Raw genomic sequence first — 17310 nt, 5'->3', positions numbered from 1 at the left:
AAGTTCGCTCAGCTGACGAGCGCGTCCGGCTTACCCTTGCTCCGCGGCCGCTCCTCAACCATCTTGCCCCAGACGATCATCCGGTAGGTACTGGTGAATTCCGGGGTGCAGGTCGTCAGCGTGATGTAACGGCCCGGCCCCTTGAAGCCCGAGCCGGGCGGTACGGGGCCGATCACGCTCGTATTGCTGGGAGAGGTCTGCGGGAGGATGCTCTCCATCTCGTACGTGTAGTACGACTTCTTGGTCTCGACGATGATTTTGTCGCCCTTGACGAGCTTGTTGACGTAACGAAACGGCTCGCCATGAGTGTTGCGGTGCCCGGCCACCGAGAAGTTGCCCTTCTTGTCCCAGGGCATCGCGGTCTTGATCCCGCTGCTCTTGTCGTAGTGACCGACCATGCCGCGGTCCAGCACCCCGTGCTTGTCGATGCCCTCGGCGATCGGCGCCTTCACATCCAGCTTCGGGATATACATGATCGCGAAGCGCTCACCGGCGGAGAGATTCTTGATCTCGCCGCCGCCCTCGTCCCATTCGTGCTGAAGGGTATTGGCGGCGCCGCCTGCCTCCTGCTCGGCCAGCACATTCGTCCACCACAGCTGGTAGGTGACGAAGAGCAGCATCAGCACGCCGAGGGTGATGAACACCTCGCCCACCGCGCGGCTGGCGATCAGGCTCGGACTGTCCTTGGCGGCGCGCTCGGCACGCCGGGCCTCCAGCCGGGTCAGCGGCGCGGGAGCGGGGCCGGCTGTGGAGCCGGAGGCGGCGGCTGTGGACGCTCCGGCCGCGGTCGCCGAGCCGCCGTGCCGACCGCGCCTGCCGCCTCGTTTGGCGGCCTCCTGAGCGGCCTTACGCCGGGCAGCACGGCCGCCCTGCGCCGGTGCCGCGTCGGTTTCACGTGAAACAGCGTCATCGTCGGCGTCACTGCGGTCGTCGTTGCCGCCGGCGCCATGCCTCGCGCCTGGCTCCTCGGCCTGACGCAGGGCCATGGTCTCTTCGTCCAGGCGCAGTTCGGCGGTGGCGGGCGCCGGGGCGACCGGTGGCGGGGTCACCGGGGCTCTGCGGGGCTCGAATATGGGCTCCGTCGAGGCCGGGTCGGTATACGTGCCGTATCCGGCGTCGTAATCCCGCCCCCGGCCCTGCCCCTGGCCCGCCCCGTAGATCGCGTCGTAGGCGGCGGGGTCGGGCTCGTACGCCGCCGGTGCCGGTTCGTAGGGCCGGTCCTGATGGCCGGTCTGCTGCTCCGGTTGCTGATGCGGCCGGAACCAGGGCGAGCCCCTCCGTCCGGCGTGCTGGGCCGCCTGGGCCGCCTGTTCGTACGACGCGGGCGCCGGGATGGGGGACTGCGTCCGCTGGCCCGGGAGCGGATCGTTCAGCGGGTCGTGGAGCTGTCCCACGGCCGCCTCGAACGCGTCAGGGTGCGCAGGGGTCTGCCCATAGTGATCCCCGGGCTCGTACGCCGGTGACGGCACGTACGGCTCAGGGGATCTCCCTTCACGCTCGGGGCGCAGGTCGGTCACGCGCCGGCCTTGCCGACCACCGGGGCAAGCCCCGTCGAGCGCTCCACGGCTCCCTTGTCGCCGCACTCCACCAGCCAGTTGGCGAGCATCTTGTGGCCCCACTCCGTCAGCACGGACTCGGGGTGGAACTGCACGCCCTCGACCGCGAGTTCGCGGTGCCGCAGACCCATCGCGATGCCCGTGTCCGTCCAGGCGGTGACGACGAGTTCGTCGGGGACGGTGTCCCGCTCGACGGCCAGGGAGTGGTAACGGGTGGCGGTGAACGGCGACGGCAGGCCGGCGAAGACACCTGCCCCTTGGTGGGTGACGCGCGAGGTCTTGCCGTGCAGCAGCTCGGGCGCACGGTCCACCACGCCGCCGTAGGCGACCGCCATCGACTGCATGCCCAGGCAGACACCGAACACCGGCACGCCGGTTCCCGCGCAGTGCCGGACCATGTCGACGCAGACACCGGCCTGCTCGGGTGTGCCGGGGCCGGGTGACAGCAGGACGCCGTCGAAGCCGTCCTGGGCGTGGCTCAGCGCCACCTCGTCATTGCGCAGCACCTCGCATTCGGCACCCAGTTGGTAGAGGTACTGGACGAGGTTGAAGACGAAGCTGTCGTAGTTGTCGACGACCAGAATGCGTGCGCTCATCGGACGGCTGCCATCCCTTGATCGACCGTGACGTCATTGAAGGGGAGCAGCGGCTCCGCCCACGGAAAGACGTACTGGAAAAGCACGAAGACGACCGCCAGCGCCAGCACCAGTGAAATCAGCGCCTTCACCCATGTGTTGCCCGGCAGATGCCGCCAGATCCAGCCGTACATGCGCTCGCTGTCCCCTTGCCGATGCCGATGACGATGTCGATTGCCCCACCAGACTAAGGGGCGGGGGTGGCGCCTGGTGGGTCAGCCGGGCAAAGCCGATGGGCGTCCGCGTCCCACGGGTTGGGTGGAATCGAGGTGGGCCCAGGTGATCAGGCGGTGGCTGTGGCCCCACTCGGGCTCGCAGGTTGTCAGGGTGAGATATCGCCCAGGTCCGTTGAAGCCGGATTTCTGCGGCACGGGATCGATCACCCCGATGTCGCCGGGGAGCGTCGTATAGGGGCTTTTGTCGATGCGGTACGTGAACCAGGTGGTGCCGTCGGTCAGCACCACGGCGTCCCCGGGCCGCAGCCGCGGGAAGTCCTTGAAGGGGTCGCCGTAGGTCCGGCGGTGGCCCGCGACCGAGAAATTGCCGACCTCACCGAGCCGTGCGGTGCGGTCGTAGTGACCGAGACCACGCTTGAGGACATCGGTTCCGGTGCCTTCCAGGACGGGCTTGGCCCAGTTCGCCCCCAGGCGCGGGATGTACATGACGGCGAAGGACGTGCCGTCGTCGTAGCGCTGGGGCGGCTTCGCCGGGGCGGGCGGGTGCGCGGTGTCCTTCGCCCCGTCGTCGGGGGCGGCCGCCCATTGGTGCCGCAGTCTGCCGATCTCGCCGTCCATCGCGCTGTCGGCCCGTACGCCGGTCCAGAAGAGCACGTAGGCGACGAAGAGGATGATCAGGCTGCCGACGGTGACGCACACTTCGCTGAACGTCCTGACGATCCACCGCACCGTCATCCGGCCCCGCCCCTCCCCGCCGCCCCGCGGCGCGCGGGTTACGGCTTCACAGGCTGTGCGTAGTGGAGATCCACTGTGCCGGAGTAGCCGGGAAGAGTCACCGCTTCGTGCTGGTCGACTTTCCAGCCCAGTCCGTAGGCGTTCACGTACTGCAGGTAGTTCTGGATGGCCGGGGAGGCGGTCAGCGCCTTGTTCAGCGCCCCGCGGTCGCCGACCGCGGTGACCTTGTAGGGCGGCGAGTAGACCCGGCCCTGCAGGATCAGGGTGTTGCCGACGCAGCGCACCGCGCTGGTGGAGATCAGCCGCTGGTCCATGACCTTGATCCCCTTGGCGCCGCCCTGCCACAGGGCGTTCACGACGGCCTGCAGGTCCTGCTGGTGGATGACCAGGTCGTTGGGCTGCGGCTCGGGGATGCCGGGGACCTTGGCGGTGGCGTTCGGCGGGGCATCGGTGAGCGTGACGGACACGCCCTGACCCTTGAGCTGCTTGGTGCCGGCGTTCTTCTCCAGCGCCTTGAGCTTGTCGCTCTCGGCCTTGGAGCTGCCGTGTTCGCGCTGCGCCAGGCCCTCGACGTCCTCGCGCAGGGTGGCGTTGCGTTCGTCGTGGGCGCCGTTCTTGTGGCTGCGCTGCTGGATGAGGTCGGAGAGCCGCAGCATCGAGTCGTCGGAGCGGAGGTTCGTGCCACGCGCGGTGTCGAAGCTCAGCCAGAACAGCAGTCCGGCGAGGGCGAAGACGGTGAGGGTGAGGATCCGTACCGGCCGCAGGTGGGACCGCGCGGGGCGGTCGGGGGAGTCAGCGGAATTGCTCAACGTACCCTTACTCCTTACGGCGCCTCGGAAGCACTACGCTAACGGACGCCCTGGGCGAGGATCCGCTCCCCGCCGCTTCCATCCGGCTCCCATCCCGTTCGTCCCCCGCGCGGAAGGGGGCACCTCCCGCTCGAGCGAAGTCGAGAGTGGGGGAGCAGCGCATCGACAGGAGAGTTCCTCGTGCCGAAGTCACGGATCCGCAAGAAGGACGACTTCACGCCGCCGCCGGCGAAGCAGACCACCAGTCTGAAGATGAATTCAGGCCGTAGCTGGGTCGCTCCGCTGATGCTGGCGATGTTCCTGATCGGCCTTGCCTGGATCGTTCTCTTCTACGTGTCCGAAGGCGATCTGCCGATCAAGGCCATGGGCAACTGGAACATCGTGTGCGGCTTCGGCTTCATCGCCGTGGGCTTCGGCGTCTCCACACAGTGGAAGTAGCGCAAGCCCTGCCCAAGGCCATCCACACGGTTATCCACAGCCGGGGAAAACTTCAGAAGATCTGTGGATAACCCTCCGGAGGTTGACGCCTGTGTGACCGGCGGCACCCGCTCCCGGTCCACGTCTCCCCCAGTCCTTCCTGGGGAAACGCAGGTCAGTGCGATCCGGAACGGATGTTCCGCACAGCTTGCACAAGATCCGCCACGCACTGTGGACAACTTGACCGGACGGGCCCCGGCGGGCTGATTACCCCCAGCCGCCGCCGGCCCCCGGCAGCCGCACGGACCCTCAGCCGCCCAGCTGCAGGGTCCGTACCCACACCACGGCGACGACCGCCAGCAGGGCCACCGCACAGGTCACGCCCTGTATCAGCGTCCGGCGATCGCGGGGCGCGTGCACCATTCCGAACGCCACCGCGGCGCCCACCACCAGGCCGCCGACATGGGCTTGCCAGGCGATATTCGGCCACAGGAACGTGAAGACCAGGTTGAGCCCGAGCAGGATCAGCACCGGCTTCATATCGGCGTTCATCCGGCGCAGCAGGACCGCGGTCGCGCCCAGCAGCCCGAAGATCGCGCCGGAGGCGCCGAGCGAGGGCTGATTCTCCGCGGCGATCAGATACGTCAGGGCGCTGCCACCGAGGCCGGCGAGCATATAGAGCGCGATGAACCGGATCCGGCCGAGCGCCGCCTCCAGGGGCGGCCCCAGCCACCACAGCGACAGCATGTTGAAGGCGATGTGCGGGATCTGCTGGTGCAGGAACATCGCCGTCACCAGGCGGTACCACTCGCCCAGCGCGACGCCGACGTTCCCGGCCGGGCCGGCGTCGGCCCGGCCGATCAGTTCGAGCTGGACGACGAGATCGTCGCCGGACGCCAGCACCGCGAGGAAGACCGCGAGGTTGAGCCCCAGCAGGATCTTGGTGACCAGCCGCGGATCGGCGGTGATCGTTCCCCCGGCTATCGTGCGCGGAACCGTCGCCTGCGCCGTGTGCCCGGTACCGCTGCCACCGCGTACGCAGTCCCGGCACTGGAAGCCGACCGAGGCGCTGACCATGCAGTCCGGGCAGATCGGCTTCTCACAGCGGGTGCAGCGGATGCCGGTCGTGCGGTCCGGGTGGGCATAGCAGCCCGGCAGGCCGTCGCCGCCCTGCTCGTCGTGCGGATGCTGTGGTTCCTGTGGGCTGCCTGGCACCTGGTCCATCGGTCCCTCGTCCTTTTCTCCGTCTCGGCGCGTCCGGTCCGACGCGTCCGTTCCGACGCGTCAACGCACCGCCCCGCCCGGTGTACGACCGGGCGGGGCGCAATGGTTCCCTCGGGCGGGACGCGGTCGGTCCGCGCGCCGGGCAAACCGGGGCGGACCGAGCGGGATCAGCCCTCGCGGGTCTCGATGACGACCGACTCGATGACGACGTCGTTGACGGGACGGTCGGTGCGCGGGTTGGTCTGGGTGGCGCCGATGGCGTCCACGACCTTCTTGCCGGCGTCGGTGGTGACCTCGCCGAAGATGGTGTGCTTGCCGGTCAGCCACGTGGTCGGCGCGACGGTGATGAAGAACTGCGAGCCGTTGGTGCCCGGACCGGCGTTGGCCATGGCCAGCAGGTAGGGCTTGTTGAACGCCAGGTCGGGGTGGAACTCGTCGGCGAACTCGTAGCCCGGACCGCCGGTGCCGTTGCCCAGCGGGTCGCCGCCCTGGAGCATGAAGCCGCTGATCACACGGTGGAAGACCGTGCCGTCGTACAGCTTGTCGGTCGACTTCTTGCCGGTCGCCGGGTGGACCCACTCCCGCTCGCCCTTGGCGAGCTCGACGAAGTTCTTGACCGTCTTGGGTGCATGGTTCGGCAGGAGCCGGATCTCGATGTCGCCCTGGTTGGTCTTCAGGGTGGCGTAGAGCTGTTCAGCCACGATCTACCTTCCATAAGTCTTCGCTGACGGTTCCCGATCCTCGCATGAACGGCCCCGCCCATAGCCCGGCCGCCACCCCCGGGCGCCCTTCGCACTGATTTCTTTCCGGGGTCTTCCCCCACCCTCATTCCGGGCGGGAGAGATCCCTGCGTGCCCGTTCCTGATCCGTACGTGCGGCTTTCCGCGCGCCGGGACCCGCGGAACAAGCGCGCGGCACGGCAAATCGTGGCATTGTCGTCACAAGGCTCCGGAAGGTCCCCAATGACCCGGATGCCCGCTCGCACATGCCGTACGACAGGTGAGCAGGCATGATCTTCAATCGGGTGGACAGGCGACACAGCAGGACATGGGGGACCAACCCCCAAAGCCCCGGACACGCCACCGAGGAGGAGGATCCCGTGACCCGCAAGGACAGCGTGCGCGCCGCGACCGGTACGGCCAAGGAGAGCGTGCGGCACGCAGCGGCGGCGGTGGCCCCGTATGCCGGTACGGCCAAGGAGACCGCCGTGCATTACGCACACGAGACGCGCATCCGTATGGCACCCAAGGTGAGCGAAGCGGCGCAGCAGGCCCGTTCGCAGTACGACGCCCATCTGCAGCCCCGTATCGAGCACGCCCGTGGCGCCCTGCCGCCCAAGGTGGACGCCGCCGCCAACCGCGCCGCCCGCCGGACGCGCGAAGCCGCCAAGCAGGCCGCCGAATACACCGCGCCGCGGCTGGAGAACGCCGTGGTGACCGCCCGCGCCGCCGCCGAGCCGGTGCGCGAGGAGGCGTTCGCACGCGGAAGTGCCGCGCTCGCCGCGCTGCGCGGCCAGGTGACGGCAGCCGAGATCGAGAAGCTCGCCAAGAAGCACAAGCGCCGGGCCAAGTGCGGCAAGTTCGCCAAGCGGCTGGCGGTGCTGGGCATCCTGGCGGGTGGCGCGGTCGCCGCCTGGAAGTGGTGGGACAAGCAGGCCAACCCGGACTGGCTGGTCGAGCCGCCGGCCCCCACCGAGGTCAGCGACCGCGGCCGGCTCAACGCCGTCGACGGCAGCGAGGGCGCCTCCCTCGACCCCGACGTCCAGGCCAAGCAGGCCGAGGCGGAGGCCGACGAGCGCCGTGGCGGCAGCACTGCCTGACCCAAGGCCGCCTGCACCCACGTATCCGCGTCGTGCCCGTCCCCCGCAACAGGGGGGCGGGCGCGACGCGTTGGTGGCCGCGAACAGAGCAGCGCGCCCTGCAAAAAACACCCCCGCCGACCGCGTTTCCGCAGATCAGAGAGGGTGTGTTGTGGAGCCTAGGGGAGTCGAACCCCTGACATCTGCCATGCAAAGACAGCGCTCTACCAACTGAGCTAAGGCCCCTTCGCGCACAAGGGTACCCGGTGTCCGGATGCTTTCCCGACCGGGTATCGCCGCGCCTGGTCGCTCTCCGTAGGATGCTTCGCGAGATTCGCGGCAGCGAAGCGCGACCGGGGAGAACAGGGGAGACGGTATGGACGCAGCACAGCAGGAAGCCACCGCGCGGGCCCGTGAGCTGCAGCGCAGTTGGTACGGGGAACCTCTTGGTGCGCTGTTCCGCCGTCTCATCGACGATCTCGGTCTCAACCAGGCGCGGCTCGCCTCCGTATTGGGCCTGTCGGCGCCGATGCTGTCCCAGCTGATGAGCGGACAGCGCGCGAAGATAGGCAACCCGGCCGTCGTGCAGCGCGTCCAGGCACTGCAGGAGCTGGCCGGACAGGTCGCCGACGGCAGCGTCAGCGCCGCCGAGGCGACCGACCGCATGGACGAGATCAAGAAGACGGCCGGCGGTTCGGTGCTCAACAACACCGCGCAGGCCACCTCGTCCACGGGTGCCACGACCGTGCGGCGCGTGGTGCGGGAGATCCAGTCGCTGCTCCGGTCGGTTTCGGACGCGGGAGACATCATCGACGCGGCGAACACCCTCGCCCCCAGTCATCCCGAACTGGCAGAGTTCCTGCGGGCGTACGGCGCCGGCCGCACCGCGGACGCGGTCGCCCACTACGAGGCGCACCAGAACTGACCGTCCCGTACGACGGCGGTACGGCGGTATCGGCCCGGCATCATCCGCCGCGGCGGTATCCGGGCACAGCGGAGCTTGCGGAGTTCAGAATGCGGACGGGGCGCAATGGGTGAGATCTTCGCCGGTCGGTACGAGCTGATCGACCCGATCGGAAGAGGCGGTGTGGGCGCGGTCTGGCGCGCCTGGGACCAGCGCCGCCGACGCTATGTCGCGGCCAAGGTGCTCCAGCAGAGCGATGCGCACACCCTGCTGCGCTTCGTACGCGAACAGGCCCTGCGGATCGACCATCCGCATGTGCTGGCCCCGGCGAGCTGGGCGGCCGACGACGACAAGGTGCTGTTCACCATGGATCTGGTGAACGGCGGCTCGCTGGCGCATCTCACGGGCGACTACGGCCCGCTGCCGCCTCGGTTCGTGTGCACGCTCCTGGACCAGTTGCTGGCCGGGCTGACCGCGGTGCACGCGGAGGGTGTGGTGCACCGCGACATCAAGCCGGCGAACATCCTGCTGGAGGCCACCGGCACCGGGCGGCCGCATCTGCGACTGTCCGACTTCGGCATCTCGATGCGCAAGGGCGAACCCCGGCTCACCGAAACCAACTACGTGATGGGCACGCCCGGTTACTTCGCCCCCGAGCAGATGCTGGGCTCCGAACCGGACTTCCCCGCCGACCTGTTCGCGGTCGGCCTGGTCGCGCTGTATCTGATCACCGGCACCAAACCGGACGCGGAGGCGCTGGTCCGCCACTTCACCGAGCACGGTGTGCCGAACGCGCCCGAGGATGTTCCCGAACCGCTGTGGCAGGTGCTGGCCACCCTGCTGCACCCGGACCCGGATTCCCGGTTCAGGACGGCCACGGGGGCACGCAAGGCGATCCTGTCGGCGGCCGAGCTGCTGCCGGACCCGACGATCGAGGAAGAGATCGTCGAGGTCTTCGACCACATCGGGCCCCTGCCCGCGGGGTTCGGCCCGAGCGGCCCCCTGCGGGCGGCGCCGGGCGGGGCAGGCGCAGCAGGGAACTCCGGGCGCAGCGGGGGCGGGGACGCCGGGTCCACGGGATCCACCGCGGTCGCCGGGCACGCGTCGGCGTCCGAGACGGGGAGCTTCCCGCTCGCGCCGCCCGCGCTCGGTTTCCCGGCGCCGCAGCAGCCGAGCACCCCGCCGACCCCGACTCCGACCCCGCTGCCCGGCGGCATGCCGCCCGCACAGGGCACCCCGCCGCCGGCCCCGGCGTACGAGCCGACGGCGGGCGTCCCACGGGACCACTCGGCGGGGACCCGCCCGTACACGGCCGCCCCGTATCCGGTTCCCGCCGACCCCCGGGCCGGCGGGCCCGGCGCCGGAGGTCCGGTGACACCGGCGGTGCATCCCGCGGCCTCTCTCGCCGCACCGGCCGGTCCTGCCGCCGGCAGCGGCATCGCCACCGCCCCGCTCAAGCGGCCGGGACCGCCCCCGAAGGTGGCGGTCCCGGTGCTGATCGTCGCGCTGCTGTGCATCGCCGTGGGCGTCTGGGCGCTGACGGCTGCCTGACGGTCCGCGCACGCCGCACTGCGGCCTCGGGGCAGCTCAGCGGCCCCGAGGCCCGCAGGGGCGTTACCAGCCCTGTGGAGGACCGAACTGCTGGGACCGCTGGTCCTGCGGGGCGGGCGGTCCCTGCTGGGGGAAGTGGCCCGCGCCCCTAGCGATACCGGAAGCGGCCGGCACGGTGGCCTGGGCCACCCTGCGGCGCGCCACCACCGTCCACACGGCCAGCGCCAGCAGCAGCACCACGCCCGCGCCGATCCCTGCGTAGCCGACCAGCTGCAGCGTGCCGCTCTTCTCGGCCTCCTGCTCGGTCTGGCCCTTGGATGCCATGTCCCGGTCCTCGGGCGTGACGGAGAAGTCGCCGGCCGGTCCGGCGTAGGCCGGCCCGGCCGTGGCCGTGCCGCGGACGTCCACCCGGAGCGTCAGGTCCGCGCCCTTGGGGAAGTACGCGGCGGTGTCGGGATGCAGGGTGACTTCCAGGTAGTACCAGCCCGCGAACCGCATCACGCTGATCGCGTCGGAGGAGTCGAAGCGGTTGCCGTACGCGACCGGCGCGGTGAACTGCTTCACCTCGGCCGGGTCCCCCGCGTACGAGACGAATCTGCCGCCCTCGACCATCCCGCGGGCGGGGTTGTAGACGTTGAGCCCCAGCGCGCCGCTGACGAAATCCTGCGAACCGGCCGTCGCATTCGGCAGCTCGGCGCTGAGGTTGAGCCGCTGCCCCCAGTCGGCCGGAACCCGGTAGAAGCGGCTCTCGCCCGGCTTGATCCGGTCCGTCCAGACGCCGTCGCCGACGGATCCCGCGTCGTTGAAGCCGGTGCCGCCCCGGGCCGCGTGCTTGACGGCGTCGGTGGGCGGGGGCGGTGTGACAGTGCTCCAGCTGCCTTCGCGCGGCTGCTGCGGGGCCGCGCCCTTGACGGCGGGCTCCTTGAGATAGCCCAATTCGATCGGCCAGGGCGTGGGGTCGGAGGTCGCCGAGCCCTCGCGGCTGACCACCACGTAATACAGCCCGGCCTCCTGGCAGGAGGAGATGTCGGGGCCGATCGTGCGGGTGGCGTAGTCGGCGATCGGGTACGCCGTGCCGTCGCCGCGGAAGGACTGCCGTGCCTGTGATCCGCAGACGGAGTTGTTGCCGTCCTTCACGGCGATGGACAGGCCGTCGCCGTAGTCCGCGACCTTGCTGCCGGGCTTGGGCGCGGCCACCGCCGAGAAGTAGGCGCTGCTCTTGGCGTCCAGGGCGACCGCGTAGTACTTCTCCTCACCGCGCTTGATGCTGTCGGTGTACATCCCGGGCTTGATCTGCGGCGCCTGGCTGGTGCGGGCGGCGCCCGTGGTCTTCGTGGCATCGGCGGCCGGCCGGTAGCCGGGCAGGTCGGCGGCGGCTGCCACACCCGCCGTCTGCGGCAGGACCGCCACGGCGGCAAGCGCCGCCAGCGCGGCGAAAGTCTGCCGAAGACGCCCCGGCCCGCTGTTCGTCGTGCGCCCCGTCACCACGACCCACCCCTCATAGGATCTGAATTTCCGTCGCTCGGCCGCTGCTTGCGGCGGGCCCGTGCGTACGCCACGGCCAGACCTGCCAGCAGCAGGACGCCGACACCGCCGACGGCCACCGCCGTCACCCGGCCCGGCGACCATCCTCCACTGCCGCCGGGCACGTTGTCCGCGCCCTTCCCCGAATCACGGGCGGTGGCACCGGCCTTGACCGGCGCCGCGCCGTTCTGCGGACCGGACTTCTCGGTGCCCAGCACCGCGACCCGCAGCACCACACCGATCTGCGGATTCCGCGCGATCTCGGCGGCCTTGGCCCCCAGCGTCACCGCGATGTAGAAGTCGCCCTTGTCGTGCACGGGCACCACGTTGGGGTTCGACTCGTAGCGATTGGTCCAGGCGACCGGAACCGTGCCCATCTCCACCGATGCCGGGCTCCCGTTGTACGACACCTGGGGGCTGAACTCGGCGGTGCCGCCACCGGCCGGGGTCCGGGACGGTGTGTAGACCTCGGTGCGCCCGAAGGACGTGGTCGCGCTGGAGGTCCTGACCGTCGGTTCGTTGGCGAACTCGACGTCGTAGCGCAGCTGCTGACCCCAGCCGACCGGGACCTTGTACCAAAGGGTCTGGGCCGGAAGGAGCGTGTCCCGCCAGACGCCCGTCCGCAGGGCGCGGGCATCGTTGAAGCCCGTGCCACCGGCGACGTCCTTGGGGGCCGTCACGGGCACTGGGGCGTCCTTGCCGCCCGCCCCGTACTCCGGTTCCGACTGTGCAGGCGTGACGCCCTTCTTCAGCGGTGGTTTCACGTGAAACGTGAGCTCCATCCGCCAGCGCGCGGCGTCCGATCCCTTGGCCGCCCGCCGCTCGACGACCAGCCAGTACCGTCCGGCTTTGTCACACAGACCGTCGCCGGCCTCCGAGGGGATCCGGCTGACGCCCGAGGCCAGCGGCGTCGCGCCCTCCTGCTGCCCGAACATCTCGGTGGCCGACTCACAGAAGCTTTCGCTGTCGTAGGCGACGTGAGTCTGCAGCGCGTCGGTGGGGTCGACGGCCGCGCCGGGCTGCGGCACCACGGTCGCCGAGTATTCGGCGGCGGAGGCGGCGTCGAGATCCGTGGCGTAGTAACGCGTTTCGTTGGGGCCGATGCTGTCCAGGTACTGCCCCGGAGCGATGCGGGGCGCGTTCCCACGGCTGGCCGTGCCGCGGACCTTCTCGCCCTTGAAGAGGTAACCGTCCGCGGAGAGTTGGCCGGCCCGCTGGAGCTGGCGGGCGAGCGCCTTGGCGTCCGGGGCGTCGTAGTACTGACCGTTGCCGGCCTTCGCCACGCACTCCAGTTGTTCCCGGGCCTTGCCGGCGACCTGGAAGCCGACGGCGTCGATATGCAGATCGACGCCGGAAGCAGCGAGTTGAGCGGCGGCCTTACATGGCGGCGGGGCCGCGCAGTTGTCCTCACCATCGGAGATCAGCAGGATCGTGCGCGTGCCGATCGCGCCGGGGGCCGCCCTGGGCAGATCGGCCGCGGCCTTGCGCAGGGAGAGTCCGATGGGGGTGTCGCCCTTGGGCTCGACCGCCGCGACGGCCCGCTTGATGCCCCCGCGGTCCAGTGCGGCGACGGGCTGGGCGAGCCGGGTGTCGTCGCAGCCCTTGGGTTTGTCCGCGCCGTAGACCCGCAGCCCGGTGGGATAGCCGGCGGGCAGCGCGTCGACGACGGTGCCAACGGCCTTGCGGGCGGCGGCGATCCGGGTGCTCCCCGAGCCGTCGTCCTCGGCCATCGAGCCGGACGAGTCGAGCACCATCACCATGCCGGAGCCGTCGGCGGGCCTGCCCGTCGTGGCGGCCGCCGGCGCCGGTACGGCTGCCGCCTGGAGCGGCGCGGCAGCGAGCGCGAGGAGCAGCCCCCCGAGCAGCGCCACCACCCCTCTGCGTGGTCGTCGGACCATGTCCCTCGTCCCCCTTGCGTCCCGAAGGTCACATCACACACATCAACTTTGCCACTGCAACCTAATCGTGTGCGTTAGCAAACTCAAGAGGGTCGGCGTCACGGTCCCACAACGACATCCGGCCAGCCGGCCGGCCCTGCCCCGGACGCACGAAACCCCGGCCGCCAGGGGCAACCGGGGTCCGTACGAAATGTGCTGTGCGTAGGGGTCTCACACACCCGAACCTGCGGGCACGGAGTCGGTCGCCTCCGTCCACAGATCCTGCTCGGCGCGATCCGCCTGGATCTGGCGGTACACGAGGAGCCCGCCGATGGCGGCCAGTGCGACCAGGAGAAGCTTCTTCACCGCGCGACCTCGTCTTTCGTTGACGTAGGGGACCTATGTCGGCCGATGATACACACCGGCCGATACCGATCGGTTACCTAGCCCGCAGTCGGCAACGCCCGATCCCGCGGCCCCGCGTCCGGCACCAACTTCCGCCGCCGCACCGCTGATCCGGCCCGGACAAACGCATCGGCCCGGCCGGAGTAATCTCCGGCCGGGCCGATGGTGCAGTGCGGCTACCAGGACTTGAACCTGGGGCCTCTTCCTTATCAGGGAAGCGCTCTAACCGTCTGAGCTATAGCCGCGCGTTCGCTGCACCGAAAGATTAGCGCACTTCTGAGGCGTTCCCAAAATCGGTTCCCGAAGCCCTCCGGAGACCCCCGGGAACGCCCTCCCACCAGGGGCTCACTCGTCCTCGGCGAGGGTGAGCTCCACACCGCCGACGAAGCCGGCGGACAGGTTGTAGATGAACGCGCCGAGCGTCGCCAGCGCCGTCGCCAGCACCACATCGATCACCGCGATGATCGAGGTGAACAGCAGCACCCGCGGCAGCGACAGGAACGACTGCAGATCGAAGCCACTGCCGTCACTGGAGCCGGTCGCCTCGCTGATCGTCCCGCCGACGGTGGAGAAGACGCCCATCGCGTTCATCACCATCCACAGCACGGCCACGGCCACGACCGTGCAGATCCCCAGCGCGATGGACAGCAGGAAGCTGACCTTCATCACCGACCACGGATCGGCGCGCGCCACCCGAAGCCGGGCCTTGCGCGTCCGGGGCGTCGTACGGGCGCCCGTACGCGGCCGGCGCACCGACTTCCCGCCGCCCTTGCCGCCGTCCGTGCTGTAGGCCTGCGGCGGCTGGTACGGCTGCCCGGCCTGCGTCTGGCCCTGGCCCTGCGGCTGAGGCTGCGGTTGGCGCGTATCGGTCACGGTTCCCCCCTGATCGGAGCCCTCCTTGCGGGGGCCGCCGGGCGCGGCAGAGCCACGGGCGCTGTTCTCCGTCACGGTCGCGGGTCCGGACGAGGAGCTCTTCCTGTCTCCTGATCCACCCGCCGTAGCGCCCGTGGCTCCACTCACGACCTACTCCTCGTGCTACTCCGCCGTGGGCTGCTCGCCCTCGGCCGCCGTGGGCTCGGTCCCCTCGGCCGCTTCGGTCTCGTCGGTCTCATCGACCCCGTCGACCTCTTCGGCCTCACGACCGGCCTCGGCGTTCCGTGCGATGCCGACGACGGCATCGCGCTTGCCCAGGTTGATCAGTTGGACGCCCATCGTGTCACGGCCGGTCTCCCGGACACCGTTGACCCGCGTACGAATGACGCCACCGCTCAAGGTGATCGCGAGGATCTCGTCGGTCCCCTCGACCACCAGCGCGCCGACCAGCGTGCCACGGTCCTCCACGATCTTGGCGGCCTTGATTCCCAGACCGCCGCGGCCCTGGACGCGGTACTCGTCGACCGGTGTGCGCTTGGCGTACCCGCCATCGGTCGCGGTGAACACGAACGTATCGGCGCGCACCACGTTCATCGACAGCAGTTCATCGCCCTCGCGGAAGCTCATGCCCTTCACACCGGACGTGGCTCGCCCCATCGGCCGCAGGGCTTCATCCGTGGCGGTGAACCGGATCGACTGCGCCTTCTTGCTGATCAACAGCAGATCGTCGGTTTCCGACACCAGCTCCGCACCGATCAGCTCGTCGTCCGAGCCGCCTTCCTGCTCGCGCAGGTTGATCGCGATGACACCACCCGAGCGCGGCGAGTCGTAGTCCTTGAGCGGCGTCTTCTTCACCAGGCCGGCCTTGGTGGCGAGCACCAGATACGGCATGGCGTCGTAGTCACGGATCGCCAGGATCTGCGCGATCTGCTCGTCCGGCTGGAAGGCCAGGAGGTTGGCGACGTGCTGGCCGCGCGCGTCCCGGCCAGCGTCGGGCAGCTCGTAGGCCTTCGCGCGGTAGACCCGGCCCTTGTTCGTGAAGAACAGCAGCCAGTGGTGGGTGGTGGAGACGAAGAAGTGGTCGACGATGTCGTCTTCCTTGAGCTTCGTGCCGCGAACGCCCTTGCCACCGCGCTTCTGCGAACGGTAGTCGTCGGTCTTCGTCCGCTTCACATAGCCGCCACGGGAGATCGTGACGACGATGTCCTCCTCGGCGATCAGGTCCTCGATGGACATGTCGCCCTCGAAGGGCACCAGCTTGCTGCGCCGGTCGTCGCCGAACTTCTCGACGATCGCGGCGAGTTCCTCGCTGATGATCTGGCGCTGCCGCTCCGGCGAGGCCAGGATCGCGTTGTACTCGTTGATCTTCCGCTGCAGCTCGTCGTGCTCGGCGGTGATCTTCTGGCGCTCCAGGGCGGCCAGCCGGCGCAGCTGCATCTCCAGGATCGCGTTCGCCTGGATCTCGTCGATCGTCAGCAGGCCCATCAGGCCCTCGCGCGCCTCGTCGACGGTCTGGCTGCGCCGGATCAGCGCGATGACCTCGTCGATGGCGTCCAGCGCCTTGAGCAGACCGCGCAGGATGTGCGCCCGCTCCTCGGCCTTGCGCAGCCGGAACTTCGTCCGCCGGACGATGACCTCGACCTGGTGGGTGACCCAGTTGCGGATGAACGCGTCCAGCGACAGCGTGCGCGGCACGCCGTCCACCAGGGCGAGCATGTTCGCGCCGAAGTTCGTCTGGAGGTCGGTGTGCTTGTAGAGGTTGTTGAGGACGACCTTGGCGACCGCGTCCCGCTTGAGGACGATGACCAGGCGCTGGCCCGTACGCGAGGAGGTCTCGTCGCGGACGTCCGCGATGCCGCCGATCTTGCCGTCCTTGACCAGGTCGGCGATCTTCTGCGCGAGGTTGTCCGGGTTGGTCTGGTACGGCAGCTCCGTGACCACCAGGCACTGGCGGTTCTGGATCTCCTCGACGGCGACCACGGCCCGCATCGTGATGGAGCCCCGGCCGGTGCGGTACGCCTCCTCGATGCCCTTGCGGCCCACGACCAGCGCGCCGGTGGGGAAGTCGGGGCCCTTGATGCGCTCGATCAGCGCGTCCAGCAGCTCCTCGTTGGAGGCCTCGGGGTTCTCCAGCGCCCACTGGGCACCGGCCGCGACCTCGCGGAGGTTGTGCGGCGGGATGTTCGTGGCCATACCGACCGCGATACCGGCGGAGCCGTTGATCAGCAGGTTCGGGAAGCGCGCCGGCAGGACCGTCGGCTCCTGGTTACGGCCGTCGTAGTTGTCCTGGAAATCGACGGTCTCCTCGTCGATGTCCCGCAGCATCTCCATGGAGAGCTGCTTCATCTTGCACTCGGTGTACCGCATGGCCGCGGCCGGGTCGTTGCCCGGGGAGCCGAAGTTGCCGTTGGAGTCCACCAGCGGCATCCGCATCGACCACGGCTGGGCGAGCCGCACCAGGGCGTCGTAGATCGAGGAGTCGCCGTGCGGGTGGTACGTACCCATGACGTCACCGACGACGCGGGCGCACTTGTAGAAGCCCTTCTCGGGGCGGTAGCCGCCGTCGTACATCGCGTACAGCACGCGGCGGTGCACGGGCTTGAGGCCGTCCCGCACATCGGGCAGCGCACGCGAGACGATGACGGACATCGCGTAGTCGAGGTAGGAGCGCTGCATCTCCGTTTCGAGCCCGACGGGCTCGACGCGCATGCCCACGCCTTCGATGGCTGCGGGCGCGCCCTCGGCGGTCACGCCGTCCGGGGTCACAGGGGTGTTCTCGTCGGCCATGCTGGTTCAAAGTCCTTTCGAGCTGCGGCTGTTGTACGG

The 17310-nt window shown here is 69.7% G+C and carries 16 protein-coding genes and 2 tRNA genes; 4 read left to right on the top strand and 14 right to left on the bottom strand.

The annotated features are described in order from the left end of the window. Nucleotides 1-8: 8 nt before the first annotated feature. From ACIRQ7_RS18590 to ACIRQ7_RS18570, 5 genes are all read right to left on the bottom strand, one after another. Nucleotides 9-1517, bottom strand: coding sequence for a class E sortase (locus ACIRQ7_RS18590; protein WP_404263583.1), 1509 nt, complete (start codon nucleotides 1515-1517; stop codon nucleotides 9-11). Further along, nucleotides 1514-2152 carry an aminodeoxychorismate/anthranilate synthase component II gene (locus ACIRQ7_RS18585; protein WP_401464267.1) on the bottom strand — a complete coding sequence of 213 codons (639 nt, stop codon included), beginning with the start codon at nucleotides 2150-2152 and terminating at the stop codon, nucleotides 1514-1516. Before ACIRQ7_RS18585 ends, ACIRQ7_RS18590 begins: the two co-directional genes overlap by 4 nt. Then, complete coding sequence (locus tag ACIRQ7_RS18580) at nucleotides 2149-2325, bottom strand: hypothetical protein (protein WP_006604449.1); 177 nt, start codon at nucleotides 2323-2325, stop codon at nucleotides 2149-2151. The genes ACIRQ7_RS18585 and ACIRQ7_RS18580 overlap by 4 nt, the downstream gene beginning before the upstream one ends. An 81-nt stretch (nucleotides 2326-2406) precedes the next feature. Next, nucleotides 2407-3102: a class E sortase gene (locus ACIRQ7_RS18575; protein WP_404263581.1), complete on the bottom strand. Its 696-nt coding sequence runs from the start codon at nucleotides 3100-3102 to the stop codon at nucleotides 2407-2409. Nucleotides 3103-3140: 38 nt separating this feature from the next. Further along, entirely contained in the window at nucleotides 3141-3911 is a 771-nt protein-coding gene (locus ACIRQ7_RS18570) for a DUF881 domain-containing protein (RefSeq protein WP_404263580.1), read from the bottom strand. A 180-nt stretch (nucleotides 3912-4091) separates the two neighbouring features. Between ACIRQ7_RS18570 and crgA the strand changes: the two genes are divergently transcribed. Continuing rightward, nucleotides 4092-4349, top strand: a complete 258-nt coding sequence (gene crgA / locus ACIRQ7_RS18565) for a cell division protein CrgA (RefSeq protein WP_401464273.1) — start codon at nucleotides 4092-4094, stop codon at nucleotides 4347-4349. Nucleotides 4350-4637: 288 nt separating this feature from the next. On the opposite strand, the gene ACIRQ7_RS18560 is transcribed toward crgA, so the two are convergent. Then, entirely contained in the window at nucleotides 4638-5552 is a 915-nt protein-coding gene (locus ACIRQ7_RS18560; protein ID WP_404263579.1) for a rhomboid family intramembrane serine protease, read from the bottom strand. Between the two features lie 167 nt (nucleotides 5553-5719). Beyond that, a complete protein-coding gene (locus ACIRQ7_RS18555) occupies nucleotides 5720-6253 on the bottom strand; it encodes a peptidylprolyl isomerase (protein ID WP_404263578.1) in 534 nt (177 codons plus the stop codon). Between the two features lie 398 nt (nucleotides 6254-6651). Here ACIRQ7_RS18555 and ACIRQ7_RS18550 point away from each other — a divergent pair, with 398 nt between their 5' ends. Beyond that, the gene (locus ACIRQ7_RS18550) at nucleotides 6652-7371 is read left to right on the top strand and encodes a DUF5324 family protein (RefSeq protein WP_403674420.1); all 720 of its coding nucleotides are present in this window, start codon (nucleotides 6652-6654) and stop codon (nucleotides 7369-7371) included. Nucleotides 7372-7523: 152 nt separating this feature from the next. Here the strand turns inward: ACIRQ7_RS18550 and ACIRQ7_RS18545 are convergent. Beyond that, nucleotides 7524-7596 (bottom strand) — tRNA-Ala (locus tag ACIRQ7_RS18545). A gap of 130 nt (nucleotides 7597-7726) precedes the next feature. Between ACIRQ7_RS18545 and ACIRQ7_RS18540 the strand changes: the two genes are divergently transcribed. Continuing rightward, nucleotides 7727-8275: a helix-turn-helix domain-containing protein gene (locus ACIRQ7_RS18540; RefSeq protein ID WP_401464319.1), complete on the top strand. Its 549-nt coding sequence runs from the start codon at nucleotides 7727-7729 to the stop codon at nucleotides 8273-8275. Nucleotides 8276-8380: 105 nt separating this feature from the next. Next, nucleotides 8381-9805 carry a serine/threonine-protein kinase gene (locus ACIRQ7_RS18535; protein WP_404263575.1) on the top strand — a complete coding sequence of 475 codons (1425 nt, stop codon included), beginning with the start codon at nucleotides 8381-8383 and terminating at the stop codon, nucleotides 9803-9805. A gap of 63 nt (nucleotides 9806-9868) precedes the next feature. On the opposite strand, the gene ACIRQ7_RS18530 is transcribed toward ACIRQ7_RS18535, so the two are convergent. The 6 genes from ACIRQ7_RS18530 to gyrA form a co-directional block, all read right to left on the bottom strand. Beyond that, nucleotides 9869-11293, bottom strand: a complete 1425-nt coding sequence (locus tag ACIRQ7_RS18530; protein ID WP_404263573.1) for a hypothetical protein — start codon at nucleotides 11291-11293, stop codon at nucleotides 9869-9871. Then, the gene (locus ACIRQ7_RS18525; RefSeq protein ID WP_404263572.1) at nucleotides 11287-13227 is read right to left on the bottom strand and encodes a VWA domain-containing protein; all 1941 of its coding nucleotides are present in this window, start codon (nucleotides 13225-13227) and stop codon (nucleotides 11287-11289) included. Before ACIRQ7_RS18525 ends, ACIRQ7_RS18530 begins: the two co-directional genes overlap by 7 nt. Nucleotides 13228-13437: 210 nt before the next feature. Beyond that, nucleotides 13438-13572 carry a DLW-39 family protein gene (locus ACIRQ7_RS18520; protein WP_003958712.1) on the bottom strand — a complete coding sequence of 45 codons (135 nt, stop codon included), beginning with the start codon at nucleotides 13570-13572 and terminating at the stop codon, nucleotides 13438-13440. Nucleotides 13573-13782: 210 nt separating this feature from the next. Further along, nucleotides 13783-13856 (bottom strand) — tRNA-Ile (locus ACIRQ7_RS18515). 100 nt (nucleotides 13857-13956) lie between these two features. Next, entirely contained in the window at nucleotides 13957-14631 is a 675-nt protein-coding gene (locus ACIRQ7_RS18510) for a DUF3566 domain-containing protein (protein ID WP_404263570.1), read from the bottom strand. A 15-nt stretch (nucleotides 14632-14646) separates the two neighbouring features. Next, nucleotides 14647-17271, bottom strand: a complete 2625-nt coding sequence (gyrA, locus tag ACIRQ7_RS18505; protein ID WP_404263569.1) for a DNA gyrase subunit A — start codon at nucleotides 17269-17271, stop codon at nucleotides 14647-14649. Between the last annotated feature and the right edge of the window lie 39 nt (nucleotides 17272-17310).

The organism is Streptomyces sp. NPDC101393 (genome assembly GCF_044767385.1).
GTDB lineage: Bacteria > Actinomycetota > Actinomycetes > Streptomycetales > Streptomycetaceae > Streptomyces.
Note: the sequence above shows the minus strand (reverse complement) of the source record. Positions and strands in the feature narration are given on the sequence as shown.

What these genes read in the sequence shown, in the direction of transcription:
- ACIRQ7_RS18540 (WP_401464319.1), top strand. Translation starts at nt 7,727, where the DNA reads ATGGACGCAGCACAGCAGGAAGCCACCGCGCGGGCCCGTGAGCTGCAG.
- ACIRQ7_RS18575 (WP_404263581.1), bottom strand. Translation starts at nt 3,102, where the DNA reads ATGACGGTGCGGTGGATCGTCAGGACGTTCAGCGAAGTGTGCGTCACC.
- ACIRQ7_RS18580 (WP_006604449.1), bottom strand. Translation starts at nt 2,325, where the DNA reads ATGTACGGCTGGATCTGGCGGCATCTGCCGGGCAACACATGGGTGAAG.
- ACIRQ7_RS18535 (WP_404263575.1), top strand. Translation starts at nt 8,381, where the DNA reads ATGGGTGAGATCTTCGCCGGTCGGTACGAGCTGATCGACCCGATCGGA.
- ACIRQ7_RS18525 (WP_404263572.1), bottom strand. Translation starts at nt 13,227, where the DNA reads ATGGTCCGACGACCACGCAGAGGGGTGGTGGCGCTGCTCGGGGGGCTG.
- ACIRQ7_RS18560 (WP_404263579.1), bottom strand. Translation starts at nt 5,552, where the DNA reads ATGGACCAGGTGCCAGGCAGCCCACAGGAACCACAGCATCCGCACGAC.
- ACIRQ7_RS18585 (WP_401464267.1), bottom strand. Translation starts at nt 2,152, where the DNA reads ATGAGCGCACGCATTCTGGTCGTCGACAACTACGACAGCTTCGTCTTC.
- gyrA (WP_404263569.1), bottom strand. Translation starts at nt 17,271, where the DNA reads ATGGCCGACGAGAACACCCCTGTGACCCCGGACGGCGTGACCGCCGAG.